This is a genomic window from Cupriavidus sp. FW305-46 (assembly GCF_058787075.1).
On the sequence record NZ_JBYSZI010000013.1, the window covers coordinates 17,507 to 29,531 of the forward strand.

General features: G+C 68.0%; 7 protein-coding genes. 6 read left to right on the plus strand and 1 reads right to left on the minus strand.

The genetic code is table 11. The features are described from left to right. Positions 1 to 2 precede the first annotated feature (2 nt). Genes AC3WON_RS08620 through AC3WON_RS08630 form a run of 3 tightly spaced genes read left to right on the plus strand, consistent with a single transcriptional unit; the run spans position 3 to position 7,923 of the window. Complete coding sequence (locus tag AC3WON_RS08620) at positions 3 to 3,125, plus strand: MdtB/MuxB family multidrug efflux RND transporter permease subunit (protein WP_492351615.1); 3,123 nt, start codon at positions 3 to 5, stop codon at positions 3,123 to 3,125. Between the two features lie 2 nt (positions 3,126 to 3,127). Continuing rightward, positions 3,128 to 6,427, plus strand: a complete 3,300-nt coding sequence (locus AC3WON_RS08625; RefSeq protein WP_492317622.1) for an efflux RND transporter permease subunit — start codon at positions 3,128 to 3,130, stop codon at positions 6,425 to 6,427. A gap of 17 nt (positions 6,428 to 6,444) precedes the next feature. Further along, entirely contained in the window at positions 6,445 to 7,923 is a 1,479-nt protein-coding gene (locus AC3WON_RS08630) for an efflux transporter outer membrane subunit (protein WP_492351616.1), read from the plus strand. Here AC3WON_RS08630 and AC3WON_RS08635 read toward each other — a convergent pair. Further along, a complete protein-coding gene (locus tag AC3WON_RS08635) occupies positions 7,910 to 8,815 on the minus strand; it encodes a LysR family transcriptional regulator (protein ID WP_010812185.1) in 906 nt (301 codons plus the stop codon). The genes AC3WON_RS08630 and AC3WON_RS08635 overlap by 14 nt on opposite strands. Before the next feature lie 112 nt (positions 8,816 to 8,927). On the opposite strand from AC3WON_RS08635, the gene AC3WON_RS08640 reads away from it, so the two are divergent. The 3 genes from AC3WON_RS08640 (at position 8,928) to AC3WON_RS08650 (ending at position 11,992) form a co-directional block, all read left to right on the plus strand. Further along, positions 8,928 to 9,380 (plus strand): PACE efflux transporter, encoded by a 453-nt coding sequence (locus AC3WON_RS08640; RefSeq protein WP_035817661.1) that lies wholly within the window; start codon positions 8,928 to 8,930, stop codon positions 9,378 to 9,380. Between the two features lie 155 nt (positions 9,381 to 9,535). Continuing rightward, entirely contained in the window at positions 9,536 to 10,789 is a 1,254-nt protein-coding gene (locus tag AC3WON_RS08645) for a flavin-dependent oxidoreductase (RefSeq protein ID WP_492351617.1), read from the plus strand. A gap of 51 nt (positions 10,790 to 10,840) precedes the next feature. Then, positions 10,841 to 11,992, plus strand: a complete 1,152-nt coding sequence (locus AC3WON_RS08650) for an ABC transporter substrate-binding protein (RefSeq protein ID WP_492351618.1) — start codon at positions 10,841 to 10,843, stop codon at positions 11,990 to 11,992. The last annotated feature ends 33 nt before the right edge of the window (positions 11,993 to 12,025 follow it).

Below are 12,025 nucleotides of genomic sequence, written 5' to 3' on the forward strand. Positions count from 1 at the left end.
GCATGAACCCCTCACGCCTCTTCATCGAGCGCCCGGTCGCCACGGCGCTGCTGATGCTGGCCATCCTGCTGTCCGGGCTGGTGGCGTACCGGCTGCTGCCGCTGTCGGCGCTGCCCGAGGTCGATTACCCGACCATCCAGGTCACCACGCTGTACCCCGGCGCCAGCCCGGACGTGATGACCTCGTCGGTGACAGCGCCGCTGGAGCGCCAGTTCGGCCAGATGCCAGGCCTGAAGCAGATGTCGTCGTCCTCGTCGGGCGGCGCTTCGGTGATCACGCTGCAGTTCGAACTGACGCTGCCGCTGGACGTGGCCGAGCAGGAGGTGCAGGCCGCCATCAACGCCGGCAGCAACCTGCTGCCGTCAGACCTGCCGATGCCGCCGGTCTACAGCAAGGTCAACCCGGCCGACGCGCCGATCATGACCATCGCCATGACCTCGGACACCATGCCGCTGCCCAAGCTGCAGGACATGGTCGACACGCGCGTGGCGCAGAAGATCTCGCAGATCCAGGGCGTGGGCCTGGTCACCATCAGCGGCGGCCAGCGCCCCGCGGTGCGGATCCAGGCCAACCCGGCCGCGCTGGCTTCGCTGGGCATGTCGATCGACGACCTGCGCACCGCCATTGGCGCGTCCAACGTGAACGGCGCCAAGGGCAGCTTCGACGGCCCCGCGCGCGCCTCCACCATCGACGCCAACGACCAGCTGCGCTCGGCCGACGAATACCGCCAGATCATCCTGGGCTACAAGAACGGCGCGCCGATCCGCATCACCGACGTGGCCGAGATCGTCGACGGCCCCGAGAACAGCCGCCTGGCCGCCTGGGCCAACGACAAGCCCGCGATCGTGCTGAACATCCAGCGCCAGCCCGGTGCCAACGTGATCGAGGTGGTCGACCGCATCAAGGCGCTGCTGCCGCAGCTGCAGAATGCGCTGCCGGCATCGGTCCACGTGCAGCTGCTGACCGACCGCACCACCACCATCCGTGCCTCGGTCGAGGACGTGCAGTTCGAGCTGCTGCTGGCGATCGCGCTGGTGGTGCTGGTGATCTTCCTGTTCCTGCGCAATATACCGGCCACCATCATCCCGGGCGTGGCGGTGCCACTGTCGCTGGTGGGCACCTTCGGCGTGATGTACCTGGCCGGCTTCTCGATCAACAACCTGACGCTGATGGCACTGACGATTGCCACCGGCTTCGTGGTCGACGATGCGATCGTGATGATCGAGAACATCATGCGCTACATCGAGAAGGGCGATTCGCCGATGGCGGCGGCGCTCAAGGGTTCCAAGCAGATTGGCTTCACCATCATCTCGCTGACCTTCTCGCTGGTCGCGGTGCTGATCCCGCTGCTGTTCATGGGCGACGTGGTCGGGCGCCTGTTCCGGGAATTCGCGATCACGCTGGCGGTGTCGATCCTGATCTCGGCAGTGGTATCGCTGACGCTCACGCCGATGATGTGCGCGCGCCTGCTGCACCATGTGCCGGAAGAGAAGCTGTCGCGCTTTCACCGCGCCAGCGGCCGCTTCTTCGACAACGTGATCGAGCGCTACGGCCGTGCGCTGGAGTGGGTGCTCGATCGTCAGAAAGCGACGCTGGCCGTGGCCGTGGCCACGCTGGTGCTGACCGGGCTGCTGTACCTGCTGGTGCCCAAGGGCTTCTTCCCGGTGCAGGACACCGGCGTGATCCAGGGCATCACCGAGGCCGCCCAGACCACCTCGTTCGACGCCATGGCGCGCCGGCAGCAGGCCGTGGCCAAGGTGGTGATGCAGGACCCGGCAGTGGCAAGCCTGTCGTCGTTCATCGGCGTGGATGGCACCAACACCACGCTCAACGCCGGGCGCATGCTGATCAACCTCAAGCCCAAGAGCGAGCGCGACCCCATCGACGTGGTCACGCAGCGCCTGCAGCAGGCCGTGCACGAACTGGGCGGCGTGTCGCTGTACACACAGCCGGTGCAGGACCTGACCATCGAGGACAAGGTCTCGCGCACGCAGTACCAGTTCACCGTCGAGGACCCCGATCCCGCCACGCTGGCCGCGTGGGTGCCGAAGCTGGTGGAACGCCTGCGCCAGGAACCCGAGCTGCGCGACGTCACCAGCGACCAGCAGAACAACGGCCTGCGCGCCTATGTCGATATCGACCGTGACGCCGCGGCGCGCTTCGGCATCACCACCGCGGTGATCGACAGCGCGCTGTACAGCGCCTTCGGCCAGCGGCTGGTGTCGACCATCTTCACGCAGTCGAGCCAGTACCGCGTGGTGCTGGAGACCATGCCGGAATTCCGCAAGAACCCACAGTCGCTGGCCGACCTGCGCCTGCCCTCCTCTTCCGGCGGCCAGGTGCCGCTGGGCGCGTTCGCGCGCATCACCGAACGCACCGGCCCGCTGGTGATCAACCACCAGGGCCAGTTCCCGGCGGCGACGATCTCGTTCAACCTGGCGCCGGGCGAATCGCTGGGCGCCGCGGTCGACAAGATCACCAAGGTCGAGCAGGAGCTGGGCCTGCCGATCTCGATGCAGACCAGCTTCCAGGGCGCCGCGCTGGCCTTCCGCGCATCGCTGTCGAACACGCTGTGGCTGATCCTGGCCGCGGTGGTGACGATGTATATCGTGCTGGGCGTGCTGTATGAAAGCACCATCCACCCGGTCACCATCCTGTCGACGCTGCCGTCGGCCGGCGTCGGCGCGCTGCTGGCGCTGCTGTTGGCGGGGCAGGACCTGGGCATCATCGCGATCATCGGCATCATCCTGCTGATCGGTATCGTCAAGAAGAACGCGATCATGATGATCGACTTCGCGCTCGAGGCAGAGCGCGAGGGCGGCATGAAACCACGCGATGCGATCTTCCAGGCCTGCCTGCTGCGCTTCCGCCCGATCCTGATGACCACCATGGCGGCCCTGCTGGCGGCGCTGCCGCTGATGCTGGGTTCCGGCATCGGCAGCGAACTGCGCCGGCCGCTGGGCGTGACCATGGTGGGCGGCCTGCTGGTGAGCCAGGTGCTGACGCTGTTCACCACGCCGGTGATCTACCTGGCGTTCGACCGCGTGGCCACGCGCGTGAAGGGCTGGCGCAAACGGCGCTTCGGTGATCCGGAGGAAGGCGGCACGGGCGAGGAGCCGGTGTAACGATGAATCTCTCGGCTGCCTTCATCCACCGCCCCGTCGCGACCGCGCTGCTGACGCTCGGCATCCTGCTGGCGGGGCTGGCCGCGCTGCGGCTGCTGCCGGTGTCGCCGCTGCCGCAGGTGGATTTCCCGACCATCTCGGTATCGGCGTCGCTGCCGGGTGCGAGTCCTGAAACGATGGCCGCCACCGTGGCGACGCCGCTCGAGCGCGCGCTCGGCACCATCGCCGGCGTGACCGAGATCACTTCGAGCAGTTCGCTCGGCTCCACCCGCGTGACGCTGCAGTTCGACCTGTCGCGCAATATCGACGGCGCCGCGCGCGACGTGCAGGCGGCCATCAATGCCTCGCGCGCGACACTGCCGACCAGCCTGCCCAACAACCCGACCTACCGCAAGGTCAACCCGGCCGATGCGCCGATCATGATCATCGCGCTGACCTCGCCGACCATGACGCGCGGGCAGCTGTATGACGCGGCCTCGACCATCCTGGCGCAGAAGCTGTCGCAGGTCGATGGCGTGGGCCAGGTCACCATCGGCGGGGCCTCGCTGCCGGCGGTGCGGGTCGAGCTGAACCCGACCGCGCTGAACAACTACGGCATCTCGCTGGAGGATGTGCGCAACACCATCAGCGCGACCAATGCCAACCGGCCGCTGGGGACGCTGGAGAACGCCGCCAGCAACTGGCAGGTCTACGCTAACGACCAGGCGATGAAGGCGGAAGACTACATGCCGCTGATCATCCGCTATGCCACGCCGGGAACCTTCTCGTCGACGTCGGCGGGCGCGCTGATTGCCAGCACCGCCAACGCCGCCGCCAGCGGCGGCGTCAGCACCAAGGTGGTCAACGGCGTGACCGTGACCACGCTGACCACCAGCAGCGGCACCACCACCATCACCAGCGGCGCCACCGGAGGCACCAGTGCCACCAGCGGGCCCAACTCGTTCGCGGTGCCGGTGCGGCTGCGCGACGTGGCCAATGTGGTCGACTCGGTGCAGGACATCCGCAACGCGGGCTCGGCCAACGGCAAGCCATCGGTGCTGCTGGTGCTGAACCGCTCGCCCGGCGCCAATATCATCGAGACCGTGGACCGCGTCAACGAGATGCTGCCGCAGTTGCAGAAGATGATCCCCGCGGCAATCTCGATGGACGTGATGATGGACCGCACGCCCACCATCCGCGCCTCGCTGCGCGAGGTAGAGAACACGCTGATGATCTCGGTGGCGCTGGTGATCATGGTGGTGTTCGTGTTCCTGCGCAATGTGCGCGCCACCTTGATCCCCAGCGTGGCGGTGCCGGTGTCGCTGATCGGCACGTTCTCGGTGATGTACCTGGCCGGGTTCTCGCTGAACAACCTGTCGCTGATGGCGCTGACCATCGCCACCGGCTTTGTGGTCGACGATGCCATCGTGGTGCTGGAGAACATCTCGCGCCATATCGAGGAAGGCATGAAGCCGCTTGCCGCGGCACTGCGCGGGGCGCGCGAAGTGGGCTTCACGGTGCTGTCGATGAGCCTGTCGCTGATCGCGGTATTCATCCCGCTGCTGCTGATGGGCGGCATCGTCGGCCGGCTGTTCCAGGAATTCGCGATCACGCTGTCGGTGGCGATCCTGGTGTCGCTGGTGGTGTCGCTGACCACCACGCCGATGATGTGCGCACGGATGCTGCGCCCGCCCGAGCCGGAGCAGCAGGGCCGCTTCTTCCGTGCCACCGAGCGCATGTTCAAGTGGCTGCACGATGGCTATGCGCGCTCGCTGTCCACGGCGCTGCGCCTGAGTCCGCTGGTGTGGCTGGTGCTGATCGCCACCATCGCGCTGAACGTGTACCTGTACGTGATCGTTCCCAAGGGCTTCTTCCCGCAGCAGGACACGGGCCGGCTGATCGGCTTTATCCGCGCCGACCAGGCCACCTCGTTCCAGGCCATGCGCGGCAAGCTCGACAATTTCATCAAGATCGTCCAGTCCGACCCCGCCGTGGTCAACGTGACCGGCTTTACCGGCGGTTCCCAGCGCAATACCGGGCAGATGTTCGTCACGCTCAAGCCGCTGTCGGAGCGCAAGGAATCGGCCGACGCCATCATCGCGCGGCTGCGCGGCAAGCTGTCCAAGGAGCCCGGCGCGAGCCTGTTCCTGCAGTCGGTGCAGGATATCCGCATCGGCGGGCGGCAGAGCAGTTCGCAGTACCAGTTCACGCTGCAGTCAGACGACCTGGAAGTGCTGCGCGCGTGGGAGCCCAAGGTGCGCGCCGCGTTGTCGAACCTGAAGGGGCTGGAGGACATCGACACCGATACCAACGACAAGGGCCTGCAGACCTCGGTGATCATCGACCGCGATGCGGCCTCGCGCCTGGGCGTGACCGCGCAGCAGGTGGATGCGGTGCTCAACGATGCCTTCGGCCAGCGGCTGGTGTCCACCATCTACCATCCGCTGAACCAGTATCGCGTGGTGATGGAACTGAGCCAGGAATACCTGCAAGGGCCCGATGCGCTCAAGGACATCTACGTGGTCACCGGCAACGGCAACCGCGTGCCGCTGGCGGCGTTCGCGCGCGTGACCCCGTCCAGCACGCCGCTGGGCGTGAACCACCAGGGCCAGTTCGCGGCCTCGACGATCTCGTTCAACCTGGCCGAGGGCACTTCGCTGTCGCAGGCGACCGATGCGATCACGCGCGAGATGGCGCGCATCGGCGTGCCGGAGACGCTGCGCGCCAACTTCCAGGGCGGCGCCAAGGCGTTCCAGGATTCGCTCAAGAGCCAGCCGATCCTGATCCTGGCGGCGCTGATCACGATCTACATCGTGCTGGGCGTGCTGTATGAAAGCTATGTGCATCCGCTGACGATCCTGTCGACGCTGCCCTCCGCCGGCGTGGGCGCGCTGCTGGCGCTGCTGGCATCGAAGACCGACTTCAGCATCATCGCGCTGATCGGCGTGATCCTGCTGATCGGCATCGTGAAAAAGAACGCGATCATGATGATCGACTTCGCCATTGATGCCGAACGGCGCGAGGGGCTGTCGCCGCGCGACGCGATCTACCGCGCCTGCCTGCTGCGCTTCCGCCCGATCCTGATGACCACCATGGCCGCGCTGCTGGGCGCGGTGCCGCTGGCGATCGGCCGCGGCGACGGCGCCGAACTGCGCGCGCCGCTGGGCATCTCCATTGTCGGCGGGCTGGTGGTAAGCCAGTTGCTGACGCTGTACACCACGCCGGTGGTCTACCTGACGCTGGACCGCTGGCGCCTGAAGGTCAAGGCCTGGCGCCAGCGCCGCCGTGGTGCCGGCACGCCGGACCAGCCGGCCGCCGTCTAGATTTGCGAAGACTCGACATGACAGTTCTTTCCCGCTTCCTGACCCATGCCCTGCCGTTGCCGCTGGCCTGTGCGCTGCTGCTGGCCGGCTGCGCCGTCGGCCCCGACTACCAGCGCCCCGACGCGCCGGTCTCCGCATCCTTCAAGGAGGCCGATGCCGCCACCCCCGACTGGACCGGTGACTGGAAGCCCGCCGAGCCGCAGGATGCGGAGACCGGCGCCGACTGGTGGACCGTGTTCGGCGATGCGCAGCTCGACGCGCTGATGTCCGAGGTGCAGATCTCGAACCAGAACATCAAGGCCGCCGAGGCGCAGTATCGCCAGGCAGTGGCGTCGCTGCAGGCCGCGCGCGCCGGCTTCTTCCCGACCGTTGACGCACAGGCCGGCGCCTCGCGCGCGCGCGGCGCCAGCGGCAGCACGCTCAACGGGCAGAGCGCGACCCTGGGCGCAACCTGGGAAATCGACGTCTGGGGCCGCGTGCGGCGCCAGGTGGAAAGCAGCGAGGCCAGCGCGCAGGCCAGCCAGGCCGACCTGGCCTCGACGCTGCTGTCGACGCAGGCAACGCTGGCGCAGAGCTACTTCCTGCTGCGCGTGGCCGATGCGCAGAAGGCCCTGCTGGACCGCACCGTAGCCGATTACCAGAAGTCGCTGCAACTGGTGCAGAACCAGTATGCGGCGGGCACCGCGCAGCGCTCGGACGTGCTGCAGTCCGAGACCCAGCTCAAGAGCGCGCAGGCGCAGCAGATCGACATCCAGATCACGCGCGCACAGCTGGAGCACGCCATCGCGGTGCTGGTGGGCAAGCCGCCCGCGGCGCTGACGCTGGCCGCCGACGACTTCCGCACCGCGCCGCCGCGCGTGCCGGCCGCGGTGCCGTCGCAACTGCTGGAACGCCGCCCCGACATCGGCGCGGCCGAGCGCCGCATGGCCTCGGCCAATGCGCAGATCGGCGTGGCGCAGGCGGCCTACTACCCGACCCTGTCGCTGTCGGCCAGCGGCGGCCTGACCGCCAGCACGCTGGCGCGCTGGATGTCGCTGCCGGACCGGATCTGGTCGATCGGCGGCGGCCTGGCCGGCACGCTGTTCGACGGCGGCCTGCGCAGCGCGGCCAAGGCGCAGGCGGTGGCCGCCTACGACCAGACCGTGGCCAACTACCGCCAGACCGTGCTGGGCGCGTTCCAGGAAGTCGAGGACAACCTCGCCGCGCAGCGGCTGCTGGAACAGGAAGCGGTGGTGCAGAACGACGCACTGCGCTCGGCGCGCGAGGCGCTGGCGCTGGTGAACAACCGCTACCGCGCCGGCACCGCTGGCCTGCTCGACGTGCTGACGGCGCAGACCAGCGCCTACACCGCCGAGCGCACCGCGCTGTCGATCGCCGGCCGTCAGTACACGGCGGCGGTGGTGCTGATCAAGGCGCTGGGCGGCGGCTGGCATGCGCCCGGTGCGGAGGCTGCGCCGGCACAGGCCGGTACGAACCAGGCGGTCAGCCAGCGCTAGCCGCAGGCGCGCGCGGCAGCGGCTGTTGGCAGATGCGCTCGCGCAGCCAGGTGGCGGCCTTACCCAGCGGCCGCTGCTTGTGCCAGACCAGTTCCATCGCCACCGGCCAGTCCTGCTGCTGGAATGCCAGCGGCGGCGTCACCAGCCGCGCCGCCGCCGGCGAATTGGCCACCACGTGCCACGGCACGAAGGCCCAGCCCAGCCCGCGCTTGACCAGTTCCACGATCACCCACTGGCTTTCCACCCACCACACGTCGGCGGCCACGCGCAGGCGCATCTTCTCTTCGCTGTCTGAGCGGGTGGCGACCATCAGCTGGCGATAGCGCTTCAGTTCCTCCCAGTCCACGCGCTGGCCGGCCAGCGGATGCTCGGGCGCGCACAGGATCTGCATCGGCACCCAGCCCAGCGCATGGAAGCCCAGCGCCGGCGGCAGCACCTCCTGCCGCCACATGATGCCGAGGTCGGCGCCGCCCTCCAGGACCAGCCGGCTGACGTCCTCCATCAGCGGAAACAGCAGCTCAAGCTCCACCGCCGGGAAGCGGCTGGAGAACTCTTCCAGCAGCATGCCCAGCGTCTCTTCCGGATAGAGCTCATCCACCGCCAGCACCAGCCGCGTCTCCACGCCCTCGCCCAGGCTCTTGGCCACGCCGCGGAAGTGCTCGCAGCGCTCCAGGATCACACGCGCCTCGGCCAGCAGCCGCTCGCCCGCGGGGGTCAGCACCGGGTAACGGGCGGAGCGGTCGAACAGCGCGTTGCCGGCGTCGATTTCCAGGTTGGACACCGCCGCGCTGACCACCGACTGCGCCTTGCCCAGCCGGCGCGCGGCGGCCGAGAACGAGCCGGTGTCAGCTGCGGCGACGAATGCCTGCAACTGCTCGATGGAGAGGCTCATAAAGTACTTTCAATGTTCATCTATCTGTTTTTCAGATAATATCCAACTTGGCAATCCCTGCCCAGCAGATAGACTAGCTCCCATCGCGTTTGACACGCAAGGAGGAACAACGATGCGCAAGACCTGGGACCGGATTCGCCACGCCATCGGCTTCGAGGTGGTCGGCCTGCTGATTTTCGCGCCGCTGGCCAGCTGGGCCTTCGGCTATGAACTGCACGAGATGGGCCTAATCGGCATCGTCGCCTCGCTGATCGCCACCGGCTGGAACTACCTGTACAACGTGCTGTTCGACAAGGGCATGCTGCGTTTCACCGGCCAGCTGCGCAAGTCGGTGCCGGTGCGCGTGCTGCACGCCGTGCTGTTCGAACTGGGCCTGCTGGTGGTGTTTCTGCCGTTGGTGGCCTGGTACCTGGACATCAGCCTGGTCGACGCGCTCATCATGGACATCGCCGTGGCCGTCTTTTACATGGTCTACGCGCTGGTGTACAACTGGCTCTACGACACTGTCTTCCCGGTGCCGTCGCTGAAAGCACAGCCCAAGCCGGAAGGCGCCGCACTTAGCTAAGCGCGGTTTTTCCTGACCCCGGAGGCGTCACTCCGGGGTCTTCCCCGTCTTGCCGCATCCGGTCGAATTGTTATACTCCATAACAAATCCAATTCGACCGGAGGCAGCGCGCCCGCGCTTGCGTACCGGCGCATCCTGCACGCGGGGGAGACACCATGAAGATCGCAATCGCCGGTGGCGGCATCGGCGGACTGACGCTGGCGCTGCTATGCCACCGCCACGGCCTCGAGGCCGAGGTCTGGGAGGCCAGCGAAACGCTGCGCCCGCTGGGCGTGGGCATCAACCTGCTGCCGCACGCCGTGCGCATCCTGTCCGAGCTGGGACTGCGCGACGCGCTCGCGGATGTCGCCATCGAGACCTCGTCGCTGTCCTACTACAACAAGCGCGGCCAGCGCATCTGGCATGAGCCGCGCGGGCTGGCGGCCGGTTATGACTGGCCGCAGTTCTCGATCCATCGCGGCGAATTCCAGATGCTGCTGCACCGTACCGTGGTGGAGCGCCTCGGCGCCGGCGCCGTGCATACCGGCCATAGCTTCAAGACCGTGCTGGACACCGGCGCGGGCGGACAGGCGCGCTTTGGCCTGCGCCGCCGCAGCGACAATGCCGAGGTCGAGGCCAGCGCCGATGTGCTGGTCGGCGCCGACGGCATCCACTCGGCGGTGCGCCGCCATTTCTACCCCACCGGCGACCTGCCGCGTTTTTCGCGCCGCCTGCTGTGGCGCGCGGTCACCGAGGCGCCGCCCTACCTGGACGGCCGCTCGATGTTCATGGCCGGGCACCAGGACCAGAAGTTCGTGGCCTATCCGATCTCGGAACCGCTGCGCCGCCAGGGCCGCTCGCTGGTCAACTGGATCGCCGAGCTGCGCGTGCCCGACAGCGTGCCCGACACCCCGCCGCGCAGCGACTGGAACAAGCAGGTCGACAAATCCGTGTTCTGCGCCGCGTTTGCCGACTGGCGGTGGGACTGGATCGACATCCCCGCGCTGATCGACGGTGCCGAGGCGATCTACGAATTCCCGATGGTCGACAAGGACCCGCTGCCGCGCTGGACCTTCGACCGCGTCACGCTGCTGGGCGACGCCGCGCACCCGATGTACCCGATCGGCTCGAACGGCAGCGCCCAGGCCATCCTGGACGCGCGCTACCTGCTCGACAGCCTGCTCGGCACGCCCGACACCGGCTACGCGCTGCGCGAATACGAGGCCGAGCGCCTGCCGCGCACCGCCGGCATCGTGCTGCGCAACCGCATGAACGGGCCCGAGCAGGTGATGCAGCTGGCCGAGGAACGCGCGCCGCAGGGCTTTGCCGACGTCGACCAGGTGATCCCGCGCGCGGAACTGGAGGCGATCTCGCTGCGGTACAAGCAACTGGCGGGATTCGACCGGCAGTCGATGCAGGGCACGCGGTAGGATCCGGCAGGTTTGACAATGCAGAACAAGACCATCGAGAGAGGAGACACCATGGCGCCCCTGACCACCACCAAGCTGGCCCGCCTCGCACTGGCCGCGGCCCTCGCCTTCAGCGCCGGCAGTGCGCTGGCCGACATCACCGTCGGCGTCAGCCTGTCCACCACCGGCCCGTCGGCGTCGCTGGGCATCCCGCAGAAGAACTCGCTGGCCTACCTGCCGCAGAAGATCGGCGGCGAGGCGGTACGCTACATCGTGCTGGACGATGCCTCGGACCCCACCCAGGGCGCCAAGGTGGCGCGCCGCTTTGTCTCCGAGGACAAGGTCGACATCATCCTGGGCTCGTCCGCGGTGGCGCCGTCGATCGCCATTGCCGAGGTGGCCGATGAGGCCCAGACCGTGCAGCTGGCGTTCTCGCCGATCGAACTCAAGCCCGGGCGCGGTGCCTGGACCTTCCGGCTGGCGCAGCCGGTGCGGCTGATGGCCAATGCCGTCGCCGCCACCGCCAAGACCAACGGCGTCAAGACCATCGGCTTTATCGGCTTTGCCGATGCCTACGGCGAGACCTGGCTGAAGGACTTTACCGCCGCCGCCAGCGCCAACGGCATCCGCCTGATCGCCACCGAGCGCTACGGCCGCGCCGATACCAGCGTGACCGCGCAGGCCATCAAGCTGATCGCCGCCAAACCCGATGCCATCCTGATCGCCGGCGCCGGCACCGGCGCCGCGCTGCCGCACACCACGCTGCGCGAGCGCGGCTACGGCGGCACCATCTACCACACCCATGGCGCGGCCACCAAGGACCTGATCCGCATCGGCGGGCGCATGGTCAATGGCGCGATCCTGCCGGCCGGGCCGGTGATCGTGCCGGAGCAGTTGCCCGCGGGCGACCCGGTGCGCAAGCCGGGGCTGGACTACGTCACCCGCTATGAGAAGCAATACGGGGCCGACAGCCGCACGCAGTTCGGCGCCCATGCCTACGACGCCGGGCTGGTGCTTGAGCGCATCGTGCCGGTGGCGCTCAGGCACGCCAAGCCGGGGACGCCGGCATTCCGCCAGGCGCTGCGGCAGGCACTGGAGACCGAGCGCGACATCGTGGTCTCGCACGGCGTGCTGAATTACAGTGGGCAAGACCACTATGGCTTCGACCAGCGCGGGCGGGTTATGCTGACCATCGACAACGGCAACTGGAAACTGCTGCATTGACATCCCCCCTCTCGAAAGAGAGGGGATTCCCTC

Coding starts and splice junctions, on each gene's coding strand:
- AC3WON_RS08620 (WP_492351615.1), top strand. CDS start 3: ATGAACCCCTCACGCCTCTTCATCGAGCGCCCGGTCGCCACGGCGCTG.
- AC3WON_RS08625 (WP_492317622.1), top strand. CDS start 3,128: ATGAATCTCTCGGCTGCCTTCATCCACCGCCCCGTCGCGACCGCGCTG.
- AC3WON_RS08630 (WP_492351616.1), top strand. CDS start 6,445: ATGACAGTTCTTTCCCGCTTCCTGACCCATGCCCTGCCGTTGCCGCTG.
- AC3WON_RS08635 (WP_010812185.1), bottom strand. CDS start 8,815: ATGAGCCTCTCCATCGAGCAGTTGCAGGCATTCGTCGCCGCAGCTGAC.
- AC3WON_RS08640 (WP_035817661.1), top strand. CDS start 8,928: ATGCGCAAGACCTGGGACCGGATTCGCCACGCCATCGGCTTCGAGGTG.
- AC3WON_RS08645 (WP_492351617.1), top strand. CDS start 9,536: ATGAAGATCGCAATCGCCGGTGGCGGCATCGGCGGACTGACGCTGGCG.
- AC3WON_RS08650 (WP_492351618.1), top strand. CDS start 10,841: ATGGCGCCCCTGACCACCACCAAGCTGGCCCGCCTCGCACTGGCCGCG.